This window comes from Vibrio sp. 2033 (assembly GCF_033339735.1).
Map to the genome: position 1 here is coordinate 1 of NZ_JAWOVC010000012.1, position 25139 is coordinate 25139.

The 25139-nt window shown below is 44.8% G+C and carries 25 protein-coding genes and 3 pseudogenes; 20 read left to right on the forward strand and 8 right to left on the reverse strand.

Translation table 11 applies throughout. The annotated features are described in order from the left end of the window. Positions 1–182: 182 nt before the first annotated feature. The 7 genes and pseudogenes from R7P74_RS15430 to R7P74_RS15460 all read left to right on the forward strand — a co-directional run. Positions 183–517: pseudogene (locus R7P74_RS15430) on the forward strand (transposase); the annotation flags it as partial. Positions 518–682: 165 nt separating this feature from the next. Continuing rightward, positions 683–2221 (forward strand): hypothetical protein, encoded by a 1539-nt coding sequence (locus R7P74_RS15435; RefSeq protein ID WP_155489403.1) that lies wholly within the window; start codon positions 683–685, stop codon positions 2219–2221. Between the two features lie 122 nt (positions 2222–2343). Next, a pseudogene (locus R7P74_RS15440) lies at positions 2344–3091 on the forward strand (IS5 family transposase). Between the two features lie 116 nt (positions 3092–3207). After that, a pseudogene (locus R7P74_RS15445) lies at positions 3208–4608 on the forward strand (FAD-dependent oxidoreductase). 113 nt (positions 4609–4721) lie between these two features. After that, the gene (locus R7P74_RS15450) at positions 4722–5846 is read left to right on the forward strand and encodes a M14 family metallopeptidase (protein WP_017819760.1); all 1125 of its coding nucleotides are present in this window, start codon (positions 4722–4724) and stop codon (positions 5844–5846) included. Positions 5847–6301: 455 nt separating this feature from the next. Further along, on the forward strand, positions 6302–7282 hold the full coding sequence (locus tag R7P74_RS15455; RefSeq protein ID WP_005374035.1) for an OmpA family protein: 981 nt from the start codon (positions 6302–6304) through the stop codon (positions 7280–7282). Between the two features lie 200 nt (positions 7283–7482). Next, positions 7483–8352, forward strand: a complete 870-nt coding sequence (locus R7P74_RS15460) for a LysR substrate-binding domain-containing protein (protein WP_318122948.1) — start codon at positions 7483–7485, stop codon at positions 8350–8352. A gap of 68 nt (positions 8353–8420) precedes the next feature. On the opposite strand, the gene R7P74_RS15465 is transcribed toward R7P74_RS15460, so the two are convergent. After that, a complete protein-coding gene (locus tag R7P74_RS15465) occupies positions 8421–9296 on the reverse strand; it encodes a LysR family transcriptional regulator (protein ID WP_318122949.1) in 876 nt (291 codons plus the stop codon). Positions 9297–9544: 248 nt separating this feature from the next. Here R7P74_RS15465 and R7P74_RS15470 point away from each other — a divergent pair, with 248 nt between their 5' ends. Further along, positions 9545–9781, forward strand: a complete 237-nt coding sequence (locus tag R7P74_RS15470) for a hypothetical protein (protein WP_005374030.1) — start codon at positions 9545–9547, stop codon at positions 9779–9781. A 121-nt stretch (positions 9782–9902) separates the two neighbouring features. On the opposite strand, the gene R7P74_RS15475 is transcribed toward R7P74_RS15470, so the two are convergent. Then, complete coding sequence (locus R7P74_RS15475; protein WP_017819764.1) at positions 9903–11273, reverse strand: L-serine ammonia-lyase; 1371 nt, start codon at positions 11271–11273, stop codon at positions 9903–9905. Positions 11274–11404: 131 nt separating this feature from the next. On the opposite strand from R7P74_RS15475, the gene R7P74_RS15480 reads away from it, so the two are divergent. After that, positions 11405–12247, forward strand: a complete 843-nt coding sequence (locus R7P74_RS15480) for a YdcF family protein (RefSeq protein ID WP_318122950.1) — start codon at positions 11405–11407, stop codon at positions 12245–12247. Here R7P74_RS15480 and R7P74_RS15485 read toward each other — a convergent pair. Together R7P74_RS15485 and R7P74_RS15490 are read right to left on the reverse strand one after the other, a co-directional pair. After that, positions 12237–12893 carry a hypothetical protein gene (locus tag R7P74_RS15485; protein WP_005374025.1) on the reverse strand — a complete coding sequence of 219 codons (657 nt, stop codon included), beginning with the start codon at positions 12891–12893 and terminating at the stop codon, positions 12237–12239. The genes R7P74_RS15480 and R7P74_RS15485 overlap by 11 nt on opposite strands. A 248-nt stretch (positions 12894–13141) precedes the next feature. After that, positions 13142–13408 (reverse strand): putative hemolysin, encoded by a 267-nt coding sequence (locus R7P74_RS15490; RefSeq protein WP_005374023.1) that lies wholly within the window; start codon positions 13406–13408, stop codon positions 13142–13144. Between the two features lie 277 nt (positions 13409–13685). Here R7P74_RS15490 and R7P74_RS15495 point away from each other — a divergent pair, with 277 nt between their 5' ends. Then, the gene (locus tag R7P74_RS15495) at positions 13686–14204 is read left to right on the forward strand and encodes an NUDIX hydrolase (protein ID WP_005374021.1); all 519 of its coding nucleotides are present in this window, start codon (positions 13686–13688) and stop codon (positions 14202–14204) included. Between the two features lie 435 nt (positions 14205–14639). Here R7P74_RS15495 and R7P74_RS15500 read toward each other — a convergent pair whose 3' ends face one another. From R7P74_RS15500 to flgA, 4 genes are all read right to left on the reverse strand, one after another. After that, positions 14640–15386, reverse strand: coding sequence for a lytic transglycosylase domain-containing protein (locus R7P74_RS15500; RefSeq protein WP_318122952.1), 747 nt, complete (start codon positions 15384–15386; stop codon positions 14640–14642). Then, positions 15367–15804: a flagellar export chaperone FlgN gene (gene flgN / locus R7P74_RS15505; RefSeq protein WP_005374018.1), complete on the reverse strand. Its 438-nt coding sequence runs from the start codon at positions 15802–15804 to the stop codon at positions 15367–15369. The genes R7P74_RS15500 and flgN overlap by 20 nt, the downstream gene beginning before the upstream one ends. Positions 15805–15824: 20 nt before the next feature. Continuing rightward, positions 15825–16106 (reverse strand): flagellar biosynthesis anti-sigma factor FlgM, encoded by a 282-nt coding sequence (flgM, locus tag R7P74_RS15510; RefSeq protein WP_005374016.1) that lies wholly within the window; start codon positions 16104–16106, stop codon positions 15825–15827. Between the two features lie 135 nt (positions 16107–16241). After that, on the reverse strand, positions 16242–17039 hold the full coding sequence (flgA, locus tag R7P74_RS15515; RefSeq protein WP_031777223.1) for a flagellar basal body P-ring formation chaperone FlgA: 798 nt from the start codon (positions 17037–17039) through the stop codon (positions 16242–16244). Between the two features lie 77 nt (positions 17040–17116). On the opposite strand from flgA, the gene flgB reads away from it, so the two are divergent. From flgB to flgK, 10 genes are read left to right on the forward strand one after another with little or no spacing between them, the layout of a single operon-like run. Then, positions 17117–17479, forward strand: coding sequence for a flagellar basal body rod protein FlgB (gene flgB / locus R7P74_RS15520; RefSeq protein ID WP_005374013.1), 363 nt, complete (start codon positions 17117–17119; stop codon positions 17477–17479). A gap of 2 nt (positions 17480–17481) precedes the next feature. Continuing rightward, positions 17482–17916, forward strand: a complete 435-nt coding sequence (gene flgC / locus R7P74_RS15525) for a flagellar basal body rod protein FlgC (protein ID WP_005374012.1) — start codon at positions 17482–17484, stop codon at positions 17914–17916. Further along, complete coding sequence (gene flgD / locus R7P74_RS15530) at positions 17916–18599, forward strand: flagellar hook assembly protein FlgD (RefSeq protein ID WP_005384410.1); 684 nt, start codon at positions 17916–17918, stop codon at positions 18597–18599. The genes flgC and flgD overlap by 1 nt, the downstream gene beginning before the upstream one ends. Before the next feature lie 27 nt (positions 18600–18626). Then, on the forward strand, positions 18627–19823 hold the full coding sequence (gene flgE, locus R7P74_RS15535; RefSeq protein ID WP_017635110.1) for a flagellar hook protein FlgE: 1197 nt from the start codon (positions 18627–18629) through the stop codon (positions 19821–19823). A 12-nt stretch (positions 19824–19835) separates the two neighbouring features. Then, positions 19836–20567, forward strand: a complete 732-nt coding sequence (gene flgF, locus R7P74_RS15540; protein WP_005374009.1) for a flagellar basal-body rod protein FlgF — start codon at positions 19836–19838, stop codon at positions 20565–20567. Between the two features lie 24 nt (positions 20568–20591). After that, positions 20592–21377 carry a flagellar basal-body rod protein FlgG gene (flgG, locus tag R7P74_RS15545; RefSeq protein WP_005374008.1) on the forward strand — a complete coding sequence of 262 codons (786 nt, stop codon included), beginning with the start codon at positions 20592–20594 and terminating at the stop codon, positions 21375–21377. 32 nt (positions 21378–21409) lie between these two features. Continuing rightward, positions 21410–22081 carry a flagellar basal body L-ring protein FlgH gene (flgH, locus tag R7P74_RS15550; protein ID WP_017635111.1) on the forward strand — a complete coding sequence of 224 codons (672 nt, stop codon included), beginning with the start codon at positions 21410–21412 and terminating at the stop codon, positions 22079–22081. Then, positions 22066–23202: a flagellar basal body P-ring protein FlgI gene (locus tag R7P74_RS15555; RefSeq protein WP_086026720.1), complete on the forward strand. Its 1137-nt coding sequence runs from the start codon at positions 22066–22068 to the stop codon at positions 23200–23202. Before flgH ends, R7P74_RS15555 begins: the two co-directional genes overlap by 16 nt. Before the next feature lie 10 nt (positions 23203–23212). Then, positions 23213–23761 carry a rod-binding protein gene (locus tag R7P74_RS15560; protein ID WP_005384422.1) on the forward strand — a complete coding sequence of 183 codons (549 nt, stop codon included), beginning with the start codon at positions 23213–23215 and terminating at the stop codon, positions 23759–23761. Next, positions 23762–25135, forward strand: coding sequence for a flagellar hook-associated protein FlgK (flgK, locus tag R7P74_RS15565; protein ID WP_225473822.1), 1374 nt, complete (start codon positions 23762–23764; stop codon positions 25133–25135). The last annotated feature ends 4 nt before the right edge of the window (positions 25136–25139 follow it).

The following is a 25139-nucleotide window of genomic DNA, read 5'->3' on the forward strand; positions in this document are numbered from 1 at the left end:
CGCTGGACTAAACAAAGGCCCCCTTTTAGGGGGCTCACACAAAGCCACCTTCTTTAGAAGGTGGTAATTTACTATTAAATATATATTCCTGATGAATGTGTGTCTTAAATGTAATATCTCGTAAGAACCTATCTCAATAGGTGTTGCCTGAGTTAAATCAACACCTATTGAAAACACTGTAAATGAGTTCAACACAATACCTAATCTTCGATGCGCTCTGGGAAAAAATAGAGCCATTGTTGCCCGCTCACAAGACTAACCATCCTCTCGGTACGCATTGAAAACGAGTCGATAATCGTGATGCGATGAATGGCATTCTTTTTGTTCTCAGAACTAGTTGTCAATGGAATGCGCTTAACACAACGGGTATTTGTACCTCTAGCTCTGCGCATCGTAGCTTTCAATAGTGGTGAGATGCAGGCGTTTTTGAGCTATTTTGGCAAAATGGTCTGATTTACGAGGGTGTTGATTGGCGTTCTAGATCAATGGCTGCCAAACTAAAGCACCTTTTGCTGGCTATGAGCGACAATCCTTTTGATTCTTAGCACTGTTCATACCGACCACAAACCAGAATGAAACTGCTCAACTCTTTCGCTGGCTCTGTTTCGCTGATTTAACATCACCGCCTTGCCACTATTTTCTGTTATAGTGCTGATACCATAAACAACAATTACACCAGTTAATGAGAAAAATTATCTTACCGCTTGTCATGGTTGGATTTTTTGCACTTCCCACTGCGCTTAAAGCCAATACGGAAAACAATGCATGCAACGATACAACCACTGCTAAAACGCGAGCACTATTTTTAAAGCATTATCAGAAAAAAGATTACACAGCAGCCTACTACGCAGCTTATCTTTATGCTGATAGTTGCCCAGCTTTGTTTTCGGCGCATTCACCGTCAGTAGAAACACTATGGCTGCTTAGCGACTATTCTCTCGCGGCATCACGGAGCGATAATCAAAAAGCATGTGACGACATAGCCTCCCTTGTTAAGGCCGATACGTTACAGAAACATTCCCGTATCGCCCAAGCAATACAAACCAACCTTGGCCTATGTTCACTTAAGCAAACCGAATCACGGATTGATACACGGCTTACTCGCTCAAGTTGTGCTTTTGACAAAAACTTCCTTTCCGTGCCGGCATCTTGGCAAGGCAAAGTCGCAAATCATGACTCGATAGAATGTATTGGCCCCAAAACATTAACACAAGGGACATCACTAACCTTACTAAAGGCGGACACCGAAAATAAAGCAATTCGCATTCCCTTCGACGGTGTTATACCCAACGATGGCAAGACCCGTCTTCTCTTCCTTGGCGACGAACGCTCTATGATGGTTGCCTATGTCTTTAACACAGAAGGCCCCCTGCAACCCCAATCCGTTAACAAACGTACCGAATACTATTCATTACGCGCTTATCAAACCAACGAAACAACGCAACAGCAAGTCGCACAGCTCAATACCGGTATGGTACAGAGCAAAAGCGACAATGATTACTCACCGGAACACCTTACTGAGCTAGAAAAAACAATAACGACAGATTTTACCGTCGACCCATACAACTGGTGGGGACATAAAGCGCTCATCGACATCAATGAAATGGCTAGTGAGGAAAACTTCCTTGTCGCTCAATATAAGGACCGTATTGAGCTAATTTATAATCTTGGCAATGATATAAAGACGCTTGATTTGCTAACGGGTAACAAAAAGACCGTATTCACAGCACCTGAACAGGTCTATGTCCATAGTATCGAAGAATCACTGCTGTATATAAAAAACAAACAGGATGATTATTTTGAGCTAGATCTCACTGCAGCATCCCCCTCTCTGGTACAGGTTCCCTATGTGCCACCTCCGCACAAAGGACGCTATTCGTCCGTACCGCTAGTATCAGCCGACCAACAAAGTCAAATAAGCAGCGATGACGGCCAATTACTCGTTGAAAGCCCCTACCATAAAAGCATTCTGATTAATGATCACTACGAAAACTGGGTGATCAATAACCTTTCTTGGGGGGGCGATAGTTATGAAATCTATTTTGATAACTCATCAGCCTATGCCTGCATCTGGCGAGTTGATTTACTCAACCGTAAAATCGAACGAGTTATTCCGATAGAAGCTGCCGTTGAGCCCTATGGATTTCGTGTTGGCAATGTCCCTTATGTGGTGTATGTCGATCGAGACAAAGACAAACTCTATTTAGCGACCCCCATGTAATAATCAATCGTCGACTTCCCAAGTGATATCGCAGCCCTCGAGCTAAGAACCTATCTCAATAGGTGTTGCCTGAGCTAAATCAACACCTATTGAAAATACTGTAAATGAGTTCAACATAATACCTGATCTTTAATGTGCTCTGGGAAAAATTGAGCCATTGTTGCCCGTTCATAAGACTAACCATCCTTCGGTACGCATCGAAAACGAGTCGATAATAGTGATGCGATGAACGGCATTCTTTTTGTCTTTAGAACTGGTTGTCAGTGGAATGCGCTTAACGCAACGGGCATTTGTACCTCTAGCTTCGCACATCGTCGCTTTCAAGAGTGGCGAGATGCAGGCGTTTTTGAGCGATTTTGGCAAAATGGCATGATTTACGTTGGTGTTGATTGGCGCTCTATATCAATGGATGGCTGCCAAACTAAAGTGCCTTTATCTGGCTCAAAAAAACAGCAAAGAACCCAAAAACAAGGCATAAAACGCAGTTTGTTGACGGATGCGAATGGATTGCCACTTGCTGTAGTCAGCGTGGTGCCAACGTTCACGATATCAAATGGGTACTTCAAACTTTAGATGCATTAGAAAGCTATCGACCACCTTTACAAGCGCCACTGTATCTCGACAGAGGTTACATGATGAACTGGTTACTTTGAACTACATCCCTCATGTTCAATCACGAGAAGAAGAGGCAGCTAGCTTAAAACAATCGGATGATTTTAAGGCTCATAGTTGGGTAGTGGAGCGAACCCATAGCTGGTTAAACCATTATCGTAGATTGCTTGTTCGTTGGGATAAGAAATAGAAAACTACGAGGCCATGTCGCATTTTGCTTGTGGCCTCATTGTTTGGAATAAACCCCTTTTGGGATAGGATCTAAATATTTTCTAATGCTCAGCGTAAGTTTTTCTAGCTCGTTGAATATTCGGTAGGTTTGTAAAGTGGTGACAAAGCACGGTTGTGTGCGTCACTTCTACAAAGGATACCCGATGACACATCATTCATATTGGTTCAAGCAGGCAATTGAAGCTGAGCAACCAGAAACGCCACAACCGTTACAGCAGAACATTAATACTGACGTTGCGATTGTTGGTGGCGGATACACCGGACTTTGGACCGCGATTATGATTAAGCAGCAATCTCCGGAAAAAAAGGTAGTCGTGATTGAAAAAGGCCTTTGTGGCAGTGGTGCATCGGGCGCAAACGGCGGTTGTATGCTGACTTGGTCGACAAAGTTTCCGACATTGAAACGGTTATTCGGTGAAGAACATGCTGCTTGGTTGGTAAAAGAGTCGGAACAAGCAGTGCTAGAGATTGACGACTTTTGTCAGTAGCACAACATCGATGCGCAATTATCGTTGAAAGGGGTTTATTACACTGCAACCAATCAGGCTCAAACTGGGGGAATGCAGCCAGTTGTGGACGAGTTAAAGCGATTAGAAGTGAACAGTTGGCGTCGTTGCTCGGTGGAGGAACTGCGTGCCAATGCGGGATCGCCGCGCAATATAGAAGGCTTTCACTCTCCAGATGCAGCCAGCGTTCAACCTGCTTTATTGGCGAGAGGATTAAGACGCGTCGCAATGGAGTTGGGTGTTGAAATCTATGAGAATACGCCGATGACGCGTCTAGATTATGGAAAACCTGCCACTGTCTGTACACCTAAAGGAAATGTTCAAGCGCAGCAGGTGGTATTGGCATTAAATGCATGGATGGTGGAGCAGTTTAAACAGTTCAAAAACAGTATCGTGGTGGTCTCTTCCGACATGGTGATCACCAAGCCGCTTGGTGACGCACTACCTCTATCTGGTTGGCAGGCAGGTTCTAGCGTGTTGGATTCACGTATCTTCGTCCACTATTACCGAGATACGCCAGATGGCCGTTTGATGTTGGGGAAAGGCGGCAATCAGTTTTCTTTCAATAACCAAGTTGACGCAATGTTTAACAAGCCAACACGCTACCAAGGTCTACTGCGCAAGTCGTTCGATAAGTTGTTTCCTCATTTGAGAGGAGAGGAGTTTGCTTATTCATGGACGGGGGGCTCTGATCGTTCTGCTACTGGTTTCCCTTTTTTCGGCGAGCTAGATAAACAGAGCAATATCTTTTACGGATTTGGTTATTCAGGCAATGGTGTAGCGCAGACTCGAATGGGCGGAAAAATCTTATCTTCGTTGGCATTGGGAATCGATAATGAATGGACGAAAAGCGGTTTAGCCAAAGGGCCGTTGGGGCATTTCCCACCAGAACCGCTTCGCTGGACCGGGGCTATGATAGTGCGCAACGCGGTACGTCGCAAAGAGGAAGCAGAAGATAACGAGAAAACGCCGTTTATCTGGGATAAGTGGCTAGCAAAACTCGCGGGACCAGCAGGCAAAGCGGATAAGCTTGACTAAACTGAAGACTTTAGCCACAAACGAGACAGTTTGCAGTGAAAGTCATTGGGGCGCGATGAAGCCTTGTGTTAGCCTCTGTCTTTCAAGCTCAGATTTAAAAGGTGAGTCATAAAATGAAAGTATTCAGCAACTTCGATAGCGGCAGCATTCACGTAGTGAAAGCGGACGACAAAAACGACATCCAACTCAAAATTCCTAACGACAATATGTCGGAATTCTACCAGTGGTTCCACTTCCGTCTTGAGACAGAAGCTGAGCAATCACACACCATCAAATTGCTTGATTTGGCTAAATCGGCTTATCCAGAAGGATGGCAAGGTTACGATGTGGTTGCGTCTTACGATCGTGAAGAATGGTTCCGAGTACCGGCAGAGTTCGATGGCGACACGCTGACTTTCACTGTAATCCCTGAGCGCAGCTCAATTTACTTCGCGTACTTTGCGCCATACACGTACGATCGCCATTTAGACTTGTTACACATGGCACAAAGCGCGCACCACTGCCAACTTGAAACACTAGGCCACACATTAGACGGCAATGATATGAGCCTGCTTACTTTCGGTGAGCCAGAAGAAGGTAAAAAGAAAATCTGGATGATTGCACGTCAGCACCCAGGTGAGACAATGGCGGAATGGTTCATGGAAGGTATGATCCAACGTCTGTTAGATGAAAACGACACGGTTGCGCGTGCATTGCTTGAAAAAGCGGTGCTTTACGTCGTACCAAATATGAACCCAGACGGTGGTATTCGCGGTCACTTGCGTACCAACGCAGTAGGCGTAAACCTAAATCGTGAATGGCAAACGCCATCAATGGAAAAGAGCCCAGAAGTCTACCTTGTGCGTCAGCGCATGCTGGAAACGGGTGTTGACATGTTTTTAGATATCCATGGCGATGAAGCGATTCCTTATAACTTCGTCGCTGGCTCAGAAGGTATTCCTTCTTACGATGAAAATCTTGCCGCTTTAGAGACATCATTTAAGCAAGCGTTATTGACTATTACGCCAGAGTTCCAAGATGAGATTGGTTACGATAAAGATGAGCCTGGTAAAGCGAATTTGACTGTGGGTTCAAATTGGGTTGCAGAGCAGTTCAAATGCTTGTCTTACACAATCGAAATGCCATTTAAAGATAACAACAATCACCCAGATCCACTTTACGGTTGGTCTCCTGAGCGTAGTGTCTTGTTTGGACAAGATGTATTAGCTGCAACGTTAACCGTAGCGGATAAAATTTAGCGCGACGAGTTAACGCTTTTTCATTATTTCGAAAACAGCTCATTTTAAATGAGCTGTTTTTTTGTGCTCTCCATATCCACGCTCCCCTGTAAAAATTTGTTGCCATTCACAAGCTTAAATGATGATTCTTAAATTTGAGAAAGTGGCTTTTTATGGTGATTTGCGTCACAGAAAGTTGGCTTCTTTGTGATATTCTCCGCAACGAATTGACTATGGCTAAACCAACGCAACGAACTTTATTTTTCGGTTGGGTATGCGGATGAAGCTCATGAATAGATGGTCTTGAGGTTACCTTTTTCCGTTTTACGTCATTGGCGTTTGAATATCATTTTTGATTCTTTCCTACGCTATTTAGCTATTTCTATTCGAAGAAAAGAGAAAGTTACGGCTTCATATTTTACGGCAGTATGCTGCCGCGATGTGTTGCTTTGTGTACAAGAAAAAGGAAAAGAATAATGAAAAAAATCGCTATAGCAGTGGCTACTGTACTTGCTGGTGGTGTGATCTCAAACGTTGCACTTGCTGACACTTACATGGGCGGTAAAGTAGGTTACAACTCTCTAAACGATGCGTGTTACCTAAACGAACCTTGTGACGACGACAGTTTTGCAGCATCTATGCACTTAGGCTACAGCTTCAACAAGTACGTTGCAGCAGAGTATGGTGTTGATTACCTTGGTGACTTCACTGCAAACTTCAAAAAGCCTGGCCTAAACACCGTTGATGGTGATCTTTGGGCGTTGACGCTTGCTCCTAAATTTAACCTACCGCTAACGGATTCTTGGAATCTATTCGCGAAAGTTGGTGCTGCATACATGATGGCTGGTGACGAGAAAGATTTCGTACCAACTGGCTCTCTGGGTGCTGAATACCAAATCAACTACAACTGGAGCCTACGTGCTGAATACCAACGCTACCAAGATATGTCTGATGATGTAATTGAAGACATGGATTCAGATTTCTTCGGTATCGGTTTCAACTACAAGTTTGGCTCTGAGCCTGTCGTTCAAGAAAAAGCCGTTGAAGAGGTGGTAGAAGCACGTCCTGCAACACGCATTGTAGATCACGTTTACCCTGCTCAAACAACAGCGACAGTACAATTCGACTTAGAAAGTGCAGAAGTGAAAGACGCGTCGAACCTTTCTGGTACCGTTGATTTGATGAATACTTACCCACAAGCTCAAGTTGAGATCACGGGTTACAGCGATACGACAGGTTCTGCTGCTTACAACAAGCAACTCACAGAAAAACGTGCGAAAGCCGTTGCTGACGAGTTCCAAGCAAAAGGTATTGCGGCTGAGCGTATGACAGTGAAAGGCATGGGTGAAGCTAACCCAGTGGCAAGCAACGAGACACGTCAAGGTCGTCAAATGAACCGTCGTGTTGAAGTGGTTGTTCCTGCGTTTGAATACCAAACAACTGAAAAAGCAGAATAATTCCTGCTTAAGATAAAGTTCCAAAAGCCAGCGTGTATCACGCTGGCTTTTTTGATCCCGCTTAACTAACTAAGTAGTTGTGTAGAAACATAGTTATATCGGGACGCTTTGACATGTGCTCAACATACGTAAACTCAGCACCTTCATCAATTTGTCATCACCAGTTCATAGCATGACAGCCAAGTGTTTGGGAGAATGATATGCAAAGTTTACCGCCGCTCAATTTGCTCCGAGCTTTTGAAGCCACGGCGCGACTACAGAGTTTTACAAAAGCCGCAGAGGAGCTAAATGTGACTCGTGCGGCCGTCAGCCAACAGGTGAAATCGCTAGAGTCACAGCTCAATGCGACGTTATTCGAGCGTAAGGGCACTCACCTTACGCTGACCTGCTCCGCACAAGAATACTGGCCTGTGGTTAATCATGTGCTTCAAACATTATCGACCACGACGCAGCATTTATTTACTCGTCCCAAGAATACGCAAGCTAACTTACATGTCGCTCACAGCTTTTGCTCTCAGTGGTTAATGCCAAGATTGGCTGATTTTCAGCGACAATTCCCAGACATTTCCTTTAAAGTCTCGACAACTGCTAATACAGTTCCAAACGCCAGTGCGATTGCGGATATCGAAATTATTAACGGAGATGGAGATTGGCAAGAGCAAGAAGCCATACGATTAACCCAAGAAAACTGGATAGTTGTCGCAAGCCCGGGCTTTATGCATTTAAACCCGATAAATGACCTCTTGCAGTTAGCTAAAGTGCCTAAAATCTGTACTAGCGGTTATCATGAATCTTGGCAAGACTGGCTTGCGCACCAAGGTTATCAAGGGAAGGTGAGCAAAGTCGTCGCCGAGTTTGAGCATTCATTGCTTGCTATTCATGCTGCGATTAATCAACTTGGCGTGTTGCTGGTAAGAGACTTTCTTGTTGAGGATGAGCTGCAACAGGGCGTATTAGTCCAGGTTGGAAATTGGCATATGCCAAGTTCTGGTGCACATTATATGATGGTTCGAGCATCCGAAAAATCACACGTAAACACCTTTGCTCAATGGTTAATACAGAGTCTTTAATGTTCGTTCAGCGAGTGAGTAGAGCGCATGTGTGGTTTGGCTCTTATTAGCAATGGCAAGTCATCAGTCTAGGACTGAGCGACATGCTTAATGACATCTAATAACCACTGATTTACCGGAGCTTGCTGTTGAGAGCGACGGCAGCTCATCACGTAGCGAACATCAAGCTCTAGCCCAGCAGGAAGCGCGATACTTCGGCAACCCTTAGGAACATGTCCACTCATCGTTATGCCAAAATGATTCGTTTGCAGAAGCACTTTTTGAATCATCGCTGGATGCTCAATTTCCACTTTAGGTGTGGTTCTAAAACCCATATGTTTGAGCCTTTCCAACACAGGGTATCGGTAGTCGTTCCATCCCGGCGTTTTAAAAAGTATAAAAGGGTATTCTTCTAGTTCTTGGGAGTTTTGAGCGGGATGATCTTGTCGAACAAAAAATACCGCTTTTCCTCGCCCTAGTTCGGTCTGAACAATTGACTGTGGCAGATCTTCATCAAAGTAATGAATCGCAATGGCGTTTTCACCGTCAATTAATCGTTTTTTTGCTTCGCTACCCCAGCGCAAACATGAGAATTTTGCGTTTGGGGCGTGCTTTAGTAAATCCAAGTAAAACTTGTCACCAAAGTACTCCCAAAACAATGTGTTGGCATAAATAGTGATTGAACCGTCAAAATGAGCTGGTGAAAAATGCTGTGGTTTGATGGAATCAATACTGTTGATTATTTGCTCAAAATGCGCAATGTTCGCTTCCACAAAAGCTGTTGGTTCAAAGCCATTTTTGGTCTGAACGAATAGCGGATCATTGAGCTGAGTTTTCATCTTTGTCAGATTTTTGCTGATTGCTCCTGACGTTTTACCGAGTGATTCTGCGACTAACCGGACGTTACGTAACTCATACATCCGTTTTAATACCAAAATATTTTGAATATCCAGATTAACGCTCATACATTGTCTCGCTTGGCTTTTGTCGACAAATCATATCGCTGAATTTCTTAAGAAAAGACAACGCTCGGTCAATTTAAGTCGCTGCCTTATCCCTGATTTATTGAAGGTAACGATAAGTTATTCTTGGTTACATCAGTTTATTAGCATGGATTTCCATTTGGTAAATAATGGCTTTCCTCGTATGAGCGCGTTTCTGTTGTTACAGTTTTTCCACCGACAGAAAGTAAGAACGATAATAGAGGTGATGTATGAAAAAACTAATCGCACTTGTTTTGATGGTTTGCTCAACAAACGTAGCATTTGCTGGCGATGGGTCATACACGGGCACGATTGATATGACGATGGCAACGAAAAATCAGGTTGACGTAGAGCGTGCAGATTCTCAATTGACGCTGAAGGGTCGCAATGAAATGGCCTATGGCGGTGTAACAATCCATTCGGATGCTGCAACTCAAAAAATTGAACTTCGTGGTCGACGTGATTAATCGAATAGTTTCTTGTTAAGAAAATGCCGCGAAGAACGCGGCATTTCTATATGTAATATCATCAGATCACAATTACCGGATAAGCGTATGGTGAGAAGCTAAGCGCAATGACCACTTGTCATTATTCGCATGGCGGTGCCATATGAATGACAGCTAAGCCCCCCAAAGAGGTTTCACGGTATTTTTTATTCATATCTTTACCAGTCTGATACATGGTTTCGATAACTTTATCTAACGAAATTAAACATTTACTTGTGCGCTTTAATGCCATACGCGATGCATTAATCGCTTTCATTGCTCCCATGGCATTTCTTTCAATACAAGGTACTTGAACCAAGCCGCCAATCGGGTCACAAGTCATACCCAATGAATGCTCCATCGCAATTTCCGCAGCAATACAAATCTGCTCGTTACTGCCCCCTCTTAGCGCTGTTAAGCCAGCGGCAGCCATGGATGAAGAAACCCCAACTTCTCCCTGACACCCCACTTCTGCACCAGAAATTGACGCGTTAGTTTTATATAAGATGCCGATAGCGCCGGCGACTGCGAGAAAGTCTTTTAGCTGTTTAACATCGAGCTCTTTGATGAAGCGATGGTAATACATCAATACCGCCGGAATCACCCCTGCTGCACCATTCGTTGGAGAAGTAACGACTTGCCCTCCTGCTGCATTTTCTTCACTAACCGCAAAGGCGAAGAGATTGATCCAATCCATGATCTCCATCGGATCGTTTTCAACTGCAGCGTTGGCTTCGAGCTTTTTCAAAAGGTTTGGTGCTCGACGAGTGACATTTAGACCACCTTCCAAAATCCCTTCCGTATCGAAGCCACGTTGCATGCAGAGCGACATCACTTTCCAAATTTGCTCTGCTCTTTGGTTAATTTCTTCGTCTGAGCGAAATGCGAGTTCGTTTTGGAGGATCATGCCTCCCAAGCTGAAACCGTTCGTCTCGGCTTTTTCCAGCATCTCATCTGCGGATGTAAACGGAAATGGTACTGCGACCTCATCTTGTTGCGTGCCGTTCTCTAGTTCGTCGGCGGTGGCGATGAATCCGCCCCCAATGGAGTAATAAATTTCAAACGCGACTTGATCTCCAGCAGCGTCTAATGCCGTAATCGTCATGCCATTTTCATGCAAGGGAAGGTTGTCGCTATGAAAGACGATGTCATGGTCGTAGCTAAACTCAATCTGGTGTGTACCGGCGAGCATGAGCGTATTATTGTCTATGGTATTTTGTAGCGCACTTTTGGCACTGCTCATTTTGATGGTATCAGGTTTATTTCCCATCAAACCAAGGACCGTGGCTCGGTCTGTATGGTGCCCTCGACCTGTCAGTGACAATGAGCCATAAAGGTCCACTTGCACCCGATGCACTTTCGCCATAGAGTCGCTAACTAGCTGAGTGAAATGGAATCCGGCAAGCATAGGACCATTAGTGTGGGAGCTGGATGGCCCGACACCAATTTTAAATATATCGAAAATCGACAGCATAATTGACTTCCTTTAGCAGTGAACCTTTATAAAGGTCTCTAGAACAGTGTTGTTAACTAGATGTTAAAGCTTGTGAGTCGGGAGTGAAAGAAGATTTTTGTAACACTGCCAACTAAGCGCGAGATTTTTAAATGAAGTTAGACAACGTCGTCATCGTTTTAGGTAAACGCCTCGTCAATAACAGATTGACCTCTGAGGGCATAACCAGAGTCGAAGCTTTGTCTTGTAGAACTGCATCACTACCGTCAGAGCGAACGGCGATTATTTTTTGTGGCGGAGTAACGCAAGGACAAAGTGTTTCTGAAGCAGAGGCGATGTACGTGTATTTTAGAACCCTAAACGCAGGATCTGTGAATCCGTTCCCTGAACGTCATATACTCTTAGAAACGGAGTCGTTGAACACGTTTCAAAACATGCGTTATGTTTCCCAAGTTTTGTGCAAAAGTGGGTTGTTCGAGTTATGGTCGAGGCATCCGGTTGAGGTTATCTTGCTGTCTAATGACTACCACCTCGAACGAATCATTGATATCCAGAATTTGATGGATGAGCAAGGCTTATTACGAGTACTTAAATCCGATTGCGAATCAATGGGGGTGACTCTCAATATTCCACTGGATATCAGCAAACATATTAGCGTGCCATACCCACATAAAGGGCTTATGGCGGAGACATTCTTGCTACTCGATGAACTCACAACCTACCGAGTTTATTTAGAAGGGGTCAAGCATGGCGCATTTTTCCGAGACTTATCAATTGTCCGAAAAAAGCCACTGATGATCGCAAGAGATGCTATTCGCAAATTGCTCTCTTTACCGCTCGATAAAGAGGCTTTGCAACATATTGAAGAAATGAAAAAGGCCGTCGAAATGACGGCCTTGGATGAATCTGTGGGTGCTGCGGAAAAGGCATTAAGTATCTTCCATCCGATACTGACTGCATTGAACCGTCGCTTTGACCCAGAGTCTATTCATTAAGCTCGCGTTTTGTGCGGACGGCGCTTAATGCGATCAAACAGTAGCAAAGCAGTTCTATACCTTCTTCTGAGATATTTTTAACATCACGGATGTAATTTTCGTCCATCACTTGTTGCCAAAAACTGCCCATACCATACAGACGAGAGAAGACTAATAATAGCATCACAGCGCCAACTAATAGCTTCATATGTGGCACTGTTAAAATAGTCGCCATTTCGTTCATGGTACCTTTACCACCTTGGTAGGCTTTGGCGCAAGCCAGTGCGGTGACAGCAAGTGCTGGGAAAACCCAAGAGCCATGATGAATCATGTCTGTCCAATAGTCCGTTTCGCGAATAATCAGTACTGCAAAAAATCCTGCAATCAAAATAGCCGCATGCTTTAGCTGAGGCTGTTGTTTCGATAAGCTGAAAAACGACCATGATGCAATAGCAAGCATCACAAGCTGGAGAGTTTCTGTAACGGAAAGCTCGCCAAGGCTTGATCCCAACACGACATAATCAAGACGAAGACTAAGGTTAACGAGAATACTTATAGCGACAATCATCAAGGCGTTTAAACTCGATTTATAAATAATGCGCTTTGATTTTTCAGTAACAACGTTGCTTGGGGCTGACTCGGCTTCTTTTACTATTTGTGTTTTCATCTTGCTCACCTGTCCCAGAAAATGTGGAAGAAATGTGAATTAGTGTGATCTGTGTTTGGAATTTTATTGTCCAAGTGGAAAGTTATGTCAGGGGAATGTCAAGAATAGAACACTGTTCGATATAGGGTCGATGTGCGGTAAAGTCAGAGATATGTAAAAACAACGTAAGAACACTTTGATAAATCAAATAAAAAGGAGCCCAAAGGCTCCTAAGTGATAGAGGGAAGGTGACGTATCGATAAAAATAATTAGTAGTTGTCACCCTCATTTTCTTTGTGATTCTCGCGATAGTATTCCCATTGCTCGACGCGTTCATTGTCCGACAGCACACAGTAAGTGACACGTTCGCCGTTTTCCGACACGGTATCCAGCTCACCACCTTGCTGAACACAGTATACGGCTGCGGGATTTGCAACGGAGGTATACTCAGTTGATCGGGTCGCTCCCTCGTAAGTTGAACAACCAGCCAGTACCAATGTTGCAGCCATAGCCATCATTAAATTTGTCTTTTTCATTCTTTATCTCCGCATGGGGTGGGCGAGTATTGTATTGATTATAGGCAACTTTAAGAGATTATTGTCTTATCGATGTTAAAAGTAAGAGGGACGTATAAGAATTTAGATATTCTCATTTATTGCTGATTAGCACGTCACACTTCTGTTCTTGGCGTATTGTTGTGAAGGTCATATCAATCACTTCCTGACAAGCGCTCGAACGTACTTGGCCTACAACAATGATTTAAAGTGTGAAATTCGGTAATATGCGCACAAAACATTGACCGTGGTATTTTCGATGAGACATTTAAAATCGACCGTTCATCCAGACATAGAGCATTTGGATGACAAAATTGTTTTTCAGCGCAATGCAGCGCGAGCCATTGTACTTGATGGTGAAGATGTGCTGTTGCTCTATACAGAACGTTACCATGACTACACGCTACCAGGCGGTGGTATTGATGATGGTGAAGATGTCATTGCTGGATTAGTCCGTGAATTAGAGGAAGAAACGGGCGCCCAAAATATACATGGTATTAAGCCTTTCGGAATCTTTGAGGAGTTTCGTCCGTGGTACAAGGATGACGCTGACGTGATGCACATGGTGTCGTATTGTTATACATGTAAAATCGAACGTGAGCTAGGCGAAACGGCGTATGAAGATTACGAAGTTAAAAATGGAATGCGCCCGGTATGGATGAACATTCACGAAGCAATTGCACACAATGAAAAAACGATGGCAGAAAGCCCGAAAAAAGGCATGAGCATTGAGCGCGAAACGTTTTTGCTTCAGTTGATTTCTAAAGAATTACTATAAACAGCTAGCTTGCATCATTACGACTTAGCATCTGTTGGCGCTATTGTTGGCAAAGATTTTAGAGCAATAAAAAAGTCCGGACTCCCCCCCGGAACCCGGACTTATTCCAGACGCGCAAGCGAAGCGTCATCTTGATATGTTAGATTTGTTTCGAACTATGAAAACAATAGCTGTTTTACATTTAGTGTGTAAATAATTATTAGGTCTGACCATTGGTTTTCATGTTTTTTTGCAAACACAATGTGACGCATATCTACCCAATTGCCAAGCGTAATTGGGGCGCTTTTTAGTAAACCACTACTCTTTCTTATCTTTGAGATACCTTACCTCAACTTTTTTGCACACGTTTGCATAGAGATCACGAGTTTTCAAATTCGCCGAACAGGATCTTGTAATTTTACGTTTCTCTGACATTGAGCTCTGTCGTAGCTTTTATCACAAATTAACTAGCGGAGGCAGTCGGCTAAAGTCGACCAGCGGTTGTGAAATCATAGGAGCGTCTGGAGCAAACAAGAGTAAAGGTTGAAATGATGAGGATTGTAACTGACCGATATCTATCAACTTTTCCAATGCATAGAAGCGGCTGACGTATTGACGAGTCTCGTTAGGCAGCGTGAGTTGTTGGAAATCTCGACTTCCTGCTCGCTGAATAGCACGTGCAACACGTCCTTCTCCGGCATTGTATGCAGCTAAAGTGAGAGCCATATTTTGATCGAATTTGTTGTATAAAAACGCCAGGTACTTGAGCGCGGCCGTTGTGCTGGCTTCTGTGTCAAAGCGATCGTCTTGTTTTGTATTTATCGTTAATCCGAATCGTTTCGCTGTGGTTGGTATCAATTGCCAAAGTCCGGCGGCGTTAGCATGAGAAACGGCTTTGGGATTGTAAGAAGACTCTAACATTGGCACTAAGGCTAGGCTATTTGGTAATGAGTGGTTTTGAAGCTGTTTGAAAATGTGGTTAATTACCGGTTTGGATGAATCGAGACGCTTGGCAATTTGTGGCTTGTATGGGGCTAATACTTGATACTGCGTTTGAATATCGACAGCATTTGGTTTTGCCTGGCATGTGAATGGAAGGCAGGACAGAAAGGCAGTAAAAATAAAAAGGCCTACAGTACTCAGCCGAGATGGCGACTGAATCTGTAGGCAAGACGAACATCGTTTAGAACGATTTATCTTCATAAGTGTGTTGCACAGGTTGTTTGAGTTGACTGACCAACTCATGGAACGCCGCAGAGCTGTGGCCATTGCTCTGATTGTATTGTTGGCACTGACTTACCAACGTTTCCAATAGCGCCCATTGTTTTCTAGCTTGCATACCTATTTGGGCAGGCAAAGCATTGAAAATTCGTTTTACGCTGGCGTCATTACACGCTAACCCCAGCGCTCGCATACACTGGCTTCTGTCATTGGCGGAGCGGCTGAGTTTATTGAGTATCGGCATTTGTTTCTGAACATTGTCGTTCAGTGCCTCTCCATCAAACTTTAAGTACAATACCTTTTGCTGCTGAAGCAAAGGAAGCAGTTGTTGATAAAGCTTAATATCCTCAGATATAGAGCGAACAAATTGTTGAATTCGCTGCGATACTGCGCTTGCCATGATGTCTTCCTAGCGTTTTATTACTCGTGACCTGTATGGAACTGCATGATTGCCTTGGATAGCACTTTTGTATCTAGGCTAAGTTCACCACGCGCTAATGCGTTGCGTACTTGTTCTACTTTTTCCATATCAACATCAGGTAGTGATGCCATTTCAGCTTGAGCGCGATCTATCGCTACGGTATTCGCTTGAAATGCAGGCTCGTGTACTTTGCTCTGTTCGACGACGTCGACAGGCTGTTTGCTTGCTTGCTGTAATTTTGTTTGTGGGACATGACCGCCCGCGACTTTGTCGATTTTCATGCTGTGGTCCTCATCATCATGTTCTAAATTAAGTAGGCGGTTAGAATGTGATAAACATTAAATATTTTTTTGTACTCGAAGTTCAGTGTTACTGACGAGAGCCAAAATTAAAAAATGTTACCCCGAGTCAAAAAATCAAAATTGAGTATGAACCTGGTTTAATCCAGTTACGACTGCTCTTATGACCTTGCCCGAACTTGGGTTTTCCACGTCAATTTGTTGCCCTTTCGCTCCATCTTCTAAGGCGACTCCTTTTGTGCTGGCACTAAATCCATTCTTGCTCGCAATGACTATGACTTCATTGCCTTTCTCGATTAGAGGTGGGGCCGACAAATTGGATGGATTAACCACTTGTCCAGCCCGCAAACGACGAGAGGTTTCTAAGCCTACTGCTTGCTCGGGGCGAGTATAAAAATCGTCTTGGCGAGAGATGGTTCGGGTTTCAAGCTTTATGTGTTTAGCCGTTACGACTTCATTTCGGCCAACCGTGGTTGTCGCGACTAAAACAGGCAGAGTCAGCGAAGACTTTATCGTAACGTTAATTCGCCATGGTGATGCGATATTGTCGCAGCTGACTGAGCGCTTGAGGTTACCGACTGGCAACGTGTTGTTGTCACGACCTGTGATAACTAAAGGCGATTGACATTCTGGCAAGTGATTGGCAGAACCGGGCACCCACATGTCGAAGTCCAGTTTGTACTCCCCCCACTGATTGGAGAGCGCTACGCGATCCACCTCTTGTTCGAAATCCGTTGCTACAACGGATTTTATCTCTTCAACGCTGAGGGTTTTGTCATTGGTGTTGGCGAATGCTTGTTCTGATGTCAAAGCGAGTAACGTCAGCATTATTGTTGAGGAAGTGGACACTTTCCTCTTGTTTTTAATGCTTTCCGAGAACCGGAAGTTTGGCTTCCATCCTTGTTTATAAGTCATTGATATATATAGATATTTTTTATGGCACGTATCTTGTTTGTATGTTGGCGTATTCGAGCCAACTGTAAGGAAGATGCATGGCGATCACATTTGAAAATGCTTTAGGAGTACATCCAGAGGCACTTAATTTTCGCGTTCAGCGTACCAAAGTCCTCGCCAGTAACCTAGCAAATGTTGACACCCCTGGGTATTTGGCGAAAGACCTAAGTTTCACCACCGTAATGAACCAAGTAACGGCAGGTGGTGTGAACAAACCGGTGCCAAAGTTCCAGGTTCAGGCCCAATACTCGGTGCCTTACCAGAATAGCAAAAATGGCAACACCGTAGAGCTTGGTGTTGAACAAGCAAAATTCACGCAAAACAACATGGACTTTCAAACTAGCCTGACGTTTCTCAACATGAAATTTAATGGCTTAGCGAAAGCGATTGAGGGACGTTAATTATGTCATTCACTGATATTTACTCGATCACTGGTTCCGCGATGACAGCACAAACTGTGCGTCTGAATACGGTAGCCAGTAACTTAGCAAACGCAGATGCAGTATCTGCAAATCCAGAAGATGCTTATAAAGCGCTTAAGCCAGTATTTGCGACTGTGTACCAAAAAACGCAAATGACAACAGAAAATGGAGCTTATCCCAATGCAGAAGTTCGCATTGTTGACGTTGTTAAAAATGCTGGAGATGCAGAGAAGCGTTTTGAGCCGAACAACCCATTGGCTAATGATGAAGGCTATGTGTTTTACCCAGATATTGATGTAGTTGCTGAAATGGCAGACATGATGTCCGCAACACGCAGCTTCGAAACGAATGTTGAAGTATTAGCCAATGTAAAAAGTATGCAGCAAGGTCTGCTTAGATTAGGGCAGGGCAGCTAATGAGTATTGCACAATACACCCCTTTATCGTCTGACGCTCCAGTAAATACAAAAGCAAAAGACAGCAACGGTATCTCACCAAACCCTAAAGACATGAACAGCGCTTCTTCATTGGAGAATGAGTTTATTTCTTTGATGGTGGCTCAAATTCAAAACCAAGACCCACTTAATCCCCTTGATGGTACGGAATACGTTGGTCAATTGGCTCAGTTCTCGCAGGTACAAAGTACCGAGAATATGTCTAAGACAATGCAACAGAGCATGGTGTTACTGGACAACATGCAAGTGCTGTCAACAGCGGGCCTTGTTGGGCAAACGGTTTACGTCAATGCGGATGAATTTCAGCTTGGTGAAGACGTACAAAACGGAAAAATCGAACTCGCTCATAGCTCAAACCAAGTCACGTTAGTTGTTAAAGATGAATTTGGTCAATCAACTAAAGTGCCACTAGGTGCTCACGGCAAAGGTGACGTCGACTTTTCAATTAATCCTGAAGAACTTGGTCTTAAACCAGGCAAATACTCAGTGGCCGTAGAAGTGCAAGAAGGGCAAGCAAGTCCAAATGTGCTGATGGCAGGCACTGTTGAGCAAGTGCGCATTCCTAATACCGGTGGCGCAGCATTAGTCAATGTCCATGGCGTTGGCAACGTTCCTTTCTATCAAATCACTCAGTTTGGTGCTTAACCAAATACGGAAATCAGAGGTCTATTTATGAGTTTTAACATCGCACTAAGTGGTCTGGACGCGACCAACACAGAGCTAAACACAATCAGCCACAACATTGCCAACGCATCAACGTATGGTTTTAAAGGTGGCCGCACAGAATTCTCCGCTGTATATAACGGCATGCAACCTGGTGGTGTGGAAGTCGCGTCAATTTCACAGAACTTCGACAAAGACGGCAGTATCACAGGAACTGGCCGTGCGATGGACCTAGCTATTAATGGCGGTGGCTTTTTTGTTACTAAAGATAATATGGGCCAAATGTTGTACACACGTTCAGGTGTGTTCTCAACGGATAAGAACAACTTTGTTACGGCTAACAGCGGTGCAAAGCTTCAAGGTTACAGTGTCGATAGCAACAACAACCTAATGACAGGTTCTGTGGGTAATATTCAGGTATCGACTTCCTCACTGAATGCTAAAGCAACAGATAGCTTAGATTTTGTTGCGAACTTCGACGCAAGCGCGTCTGTTATTGATAAAGCCGTAACGCCATTCAATCCAAAAGATCCAAGCTCATTTAACTCGTCTTACACAACAAAAGTTTACGACTCATTGGGTAACTCGCACACGGTAACTCAGTACTTTACTAAGACTGCTTCTAACTCGTGGGAAGTGAACGTTCAAGTAGATGGCGGTACAACGCCAGTAGCAACTGTGCCTGTAACGTTTGGTAAAGATGGCTCGCTTTCAACACCGACTGCGCCGTTTAATGTTTCATTCCCTGCAGCAGGCGCGAACGCGATGAGTGTAGATATTAACCTGAAAGGCAGCACACAATTTGGTGCAGCTTTTGGCGTAAGTACTAATAGCCCTAACGGTTACACGTCAGGTGAACTTGCAGGTGTACGCGTTGAAGGTAACGGCATGGTTTACGCGACTTACACTAACGGCCAATCACAGCTACAAGGTCAGGTTGTTCTTGCTGATTTTGCAAACACACAAGGCTTAGCGAAAGTGAGTGGAACATCATGGACTCAAAGCTTTAGCTCAGGTGCTCCAATTATGGGTGTTCCGGGGTCAGGTACGATGGGTGACCTAACTCCGGGTGCATTAGAAGGTTCTAACGTTGACTTAACCAGCGAGCTTGTTGCTCTAATGACTGCACAACGCAACTACCAAGCAAACGCAAAGACAATTTCTACCAGCGACAAGCTTACTCAAGCTTTGTTTAACGCGGTGTAATGGGAGTTTTGCATGGATAGTTTGTTATTTACGGCAACGTCGGGTGCCAGCCGAGTTCTTAAAGCGCAGCACGTTCGTTCAAACAACTTATCAAATGCTGATACTGCGGGTTTTCGAGCGGATATGGAGCGTGTGCGTAGTGTAGAGATGCAAGGCCCAGGTTTTGATGGTCGCACTATGGTTGTGACCAACTCTGCCTCAACACGTTTCGACGCTGGCGATATTGTGAAAACAGGACGTCCGTTGGACGTTGCGGTTATGGGTGAGGGGTATCTCTCTGTAGAAACCCCAGCGGGTAACGAAGCTTACACCCGTGCAGGCAATATTCAGGTCGATACTTTTGGCGCTCTAACAATCAATGGGTTCCCTGTCCTCGGTGACAATGGTCCTTTGGTTGTGCCGGATTATCAAAAGATTGAAATCAGCGAGCGTGGTCAAGTCTCAGTGATCCCACCAGGTGGCGGTGCAGAAATTGTGGCAGGCACTTTGAAGTTGGTTAAACCGGAAATTAATCAACTGCAAAAAGAGAGCGATAGCTTGCTGCACAGCGTAGATGGCGTGCCATTCGCGGCAGATGAAACCGTGCAACTCTCTCCTGAGCACATTGAGGGCAGTAACGTATCTGCTATTGATGAATTGGTTAGTGTGATGTCGCTGACGCGCAACTTTGAAATGCAAGTTCGCATGATGAAAACGGCGGAAACTCTAGCAAAAGCTGGTAACAAATTAATGGCGGCGAGCTAAGTCTCGCCCCGCAAGGAGTAAAAAATGCATTCAGCATTATGGGTAAGTAAAACAGGCATGGCAGCGCAAGACACGAAGATGACTGCCATTTCTAACAACCTAGCAAACGTAAACACGGTTGGCTTTAAGCGTGACCGAGTCGTATTTGAAGACCTTTTCTACAGCATTCAGCGTCAACCAGGCGCTCAAGTAGACCAAGTTAACGAACTACCAAGTGGTATTCAGCTAGGTAGCGGTGTTCGCGTTGTTGGCACACAAAAAGTGTTCACGCAAGGTAATACCCAAAACACAACGCAAGAGTTGGATCTTGCTGTAATGGGTCAGGGTTTCTTCCAAATAGAAAACTCGGACGGACAGATCATGTATACACGTAATGGTCAGTTCCATCGAAACTCAGAAGGCTTAATGGTGAACAGTCAGGGCCTGCCTTTAGAGCCTCAAATCCAGATCCCTGACAATGCGGTCTCTTTCTCTGTGGGTGTTGATGGCACCGTGACTACAACAACAGCAGACGATCCAACACCTCAGCAGCTTGGTCAAATTACACTTGCAAAATTCATCAATCCAGCAGGCTTAGAGGCCATGGGTGGCAACTTATTCCGTGAAACGGAAGCTAGCGGTCCAGCTGATGAGCTGATTGCAGGAGCTGATGGTGCCGGCATTATCAAGCAAGGTGCACTGGAAGGGTCAAACGTACAAGTAGTAGAAGAGATGGTCGACATGATCACCACTCAACGTGCGTATGAGATGAATGCGAAAGTGGTCTCTGCTGCAGATGACATGCTGAAGTTTGTTTCGCAATCAATGTAAGTATGAAATTGGTGATGATGAAGGAAAAAGCAATGAAATGGCTTTCTAAGAGTTGGGCAGTAGCCGCCGTGTTGCTGGTGGGATGTGCTGGCCGTCAGGAATTTATTCCGCCTGAGCCGAATGCTGAGGAATATGCACCACCAACGCTCGATTACACGCTGCCGGAAACCCAATCTGGTAGCCTTTATCGTCACCAATACACGATGACTCTGTTCCAGGATCGTCGTGCTTACCGAGTTGGCGATGTATTAACGGTTCAATTATCAGAAGAAACCTCATCGAGTAAAAATGCGGGTACTAAGTTCGGTAAAAGTTCAGCAATTAACTTTGTGGCGCCGACCATAGGCACGAAAACTATCGATGAGTTAGGGGTTAGCGTGGATGGCAAACGTAACTTCGATGGCAGTGCATCAAGTTCACAAGGCAACAAGCTTCAAGGTGCCATTACGGTAACGGTACACGAAGTATTACCTAATGGCGTATTGCGTATCAGCGGTGAAAAATGGCTTCGTCTGAATCAAGGCGACGAGTTTATTCGTCTAACCGGTATCGTCCGTGTGGATGATATTAACCGCAGTAACCAAGTTTCTTCTCAACGAATTGCTGATGCAAGAATTACCTACGCAGGTCGCGGAGCGCTAGCTGACAGCAACGCAGCCGGGTGGCTAACTCAGTTCTTCAACAGCCCATGGGTACCTTTCTAATGAAGACAATGCAATCTTTCTTTATGTCTCTCCTATTGGTGTTGACCTTGGGACTACCAGGCACTTCACGTGCTGAAGCGGAAATTCCGATCATGGACTTGGTCGATGTTCGCGGCATTCGAGAAAACCAACTGGTTGGTTATGGTTTGGTAGTTGGCTTAGCCGGCCAAGGTGACCGAAACCAAGTGAAATTTACCTCTCAATCTATTACCAACATGCTACGTCAGTTTGGGGTTCAAATTGATGACAGTATGAACCCTAAGCTACGAAATGTGGCTTCTGTGAGTGTGACAGCGTCCGTTGACCCAATGGCAGGCCCAGGACAAACGTTGGATGTGGTTGTGTCTTCAATCGGTGATGCAAAGAGCCTTCGCGGTGGTACGTTATTGCTAACGCCTTTACGTGGTATTGATGGCGAAGTGTACGCGATTGCGCAAGGTAACGTGGTTGTGGGCGGCTTATCTGCAGAGGGGCGAAGTGGCTCCAAAGTAGAAGTAAACACACCAACGGCGGGTCGCGTTCCGAATGGTGCGACTTTAGAGAGAGAAATCAAAACTGATTTCAACCAACGTGATGAAATCACCCTAAACCTGCGCAAGCCTAGCTTCACTACAGCAAAAAATATTGCGCGTGAAATTAACAACACTTTTGGGCCTAACGTTGCAGTTGCGATCAATAAAGCGCGCATTGATATGCGTGCACCAAAAGATACACAGCAGCGTGTCGTCATGATGTCGATGCTTGAAGAAATGAGCGTCGTTGAAGGCCGTAAACCTGCTCGTATTGTCTTTAACTCTCGCACTGGCACCGTAGTGATCGGTAAGAGTGTCAAAGTGAGTGAAGCAGCAGTAAGTCACGGTAACTTGACCGTGCGAATTTCTGAATCACAACAAGTTAGTCAGCCTAATGCGTTTGCAAATGGCGATACGAAAGTCGTTAACCAAACGGACCTTGATGTGAATGAAGATCTCGCTCAGATGGTGATTTGGCCTCCAGGCACGGAACTTAACACCATAGTTAATGCGGTAAATAGTTTAGGTGCCACGCCTACAGACTTGATGTCTATCCTGCAAGCTTTGAGTGAAGCGGGTGCATTGAACGCTGAATTGGTCGTGATATAAGGAGTTAAGGATGAAGCTAGACAGTACCAATGAACAAACTCAGTTAAATTCGATGCTTTATCACGACAACAGTGCATTGGCTAACATCAAGCATAGTCGTGATCAAGAAGGCGCACTTGAAGTCGTCGCAGGTCAATTTGAGGCAATGTTCCTACAAATGGTGTTACGCCAAATGCGTAGCAGTAGTGACGCTCTTGCTGATAAAGACAGCCCGTTTGCCAGTCAGCAACAAGGGGTATTCCGTGATATGTATGACGGTCAGCTGGCGATGGAACTAGCAAAGAAACAGAGCTCAGGCATTGCCAATATGCTCATCCAGCAGCTGAGCCCGTCTATGCGTGAGGTTGCTTTCGATGCTGCGCGCAACATCTCATCCGCTAACGATGGTAAAGGTTCGAATTCTGAATCTATCTCACAAGTAGATTCTAAAGAGGTGGAGAAGAATTCAAGCCTATTTAATACCGCTTCTCAAGCCGTCGCCTCTGTTAAACAGGTATTCGGTGAGGCCGGTATGACTACCGCGTTTTCTCAGCCGTTGATCAGAAAAATGGAGCTGTAAATGAACCTAGTTAATATTGCCCTTTCAGGTTTAGGCGCGAACCGTGTGGCCCTAGACGTAACCGCGCAAAACGTGGCAAACGTGAATACCGTGGGTTACAGTCGTCAACAAGCGTTGATGGCGTCTGTCGATGATGGTAAAGCCAATCGCTTAAGTCCAGGTTTAGGGGTAGAAGTCACTAGCATTCGCCGCGTTACTGATCAATTTCTGATTAAGCAAACGTGGTCGACTAACAGTATGGCGGCATACGCATCTGGATACACCAGTAACATGAGTCAGCTGGAGAATACGCTTGGTGCCGATGGTTTCAGTATATCGGCTGGCTTGGACTCGCTAAACGCTGCGCTTAACGATGCGACCGTTAAGCCGGAATCCATACCTTACCGCCAGCAGATCATTAACGAATCTGAAGCTTTGGCCCGCCGTTTTAATACGCTTACCGAATCTTTATACAATCAACATAAAGACATGAGCGATCAACGTAATGCAGCGCTTAACCACGCGAATAGCCTTATGGACAATATCGCGAAGGTGAACAAGCAACTGGTAGAGATGCAAGGTACAGGTGGTAACCCATCACAGTTAATGGATGAACGAGATAGGTTAATCGGTGAGTTATCTCAAACCATTGAAATCAAAACAACACAGCAGCATGACGGCAGTGTTCAGGTCACACTAACCTCTGGTCAACCGCTTGTGATGGGTACGGACCATGGCAAACTGGAAGCCATTCCTGACCCGAGTGATCCTTACTTGGCGGACTTACACGTCACGTTCTCGAATCAAAGTTTTGCGATTGGTGACTCGCTTGGTGGCAAATTAGGTGCGATTAATGACTATCAAACCGAAGTGTTGAAACCAAACCAATTGGCTCTGAATGACATGGCGAAAGCTCTCGCGGATGAATACAACGCCGTGCTTGCGACTGGCAAAGACTTAAATGGCAACCCAGGTAAACCTTTGTTCAGCTATGACCCAGCAAACCCTGCAGCCAGTTTGGATATTACCAAGCTAACTCCAGATGAGCTTGCGTTCTCAAGTGATGGAACACCTGGTAACGCAGATGCGTTGCAATCATTGATCGAGTTAAGCAACAAGCCAGTGGCGGTATCAGGTTACGGCTCAGTAAGCTTGAACGATGCCTTTAGTTCAATGGTGGGTCAAACCGCAATTAAAGCACGCCAAGCTAATGCTGATTATCAAGCGAAGTTAGCCATGAACAAGCAAGCGCACGCAGCTCGCGATAATGTTAGTTCCGTAAACAGCGATGAAGAAGCGGCTAACCTAATGATGTTTGCTAATGCGCACAATGCCAACATGAAAGTGATCAGCACAGCAAATCAACTGCTCGATTCTATTCTGCAGTTATTCTAAGAGG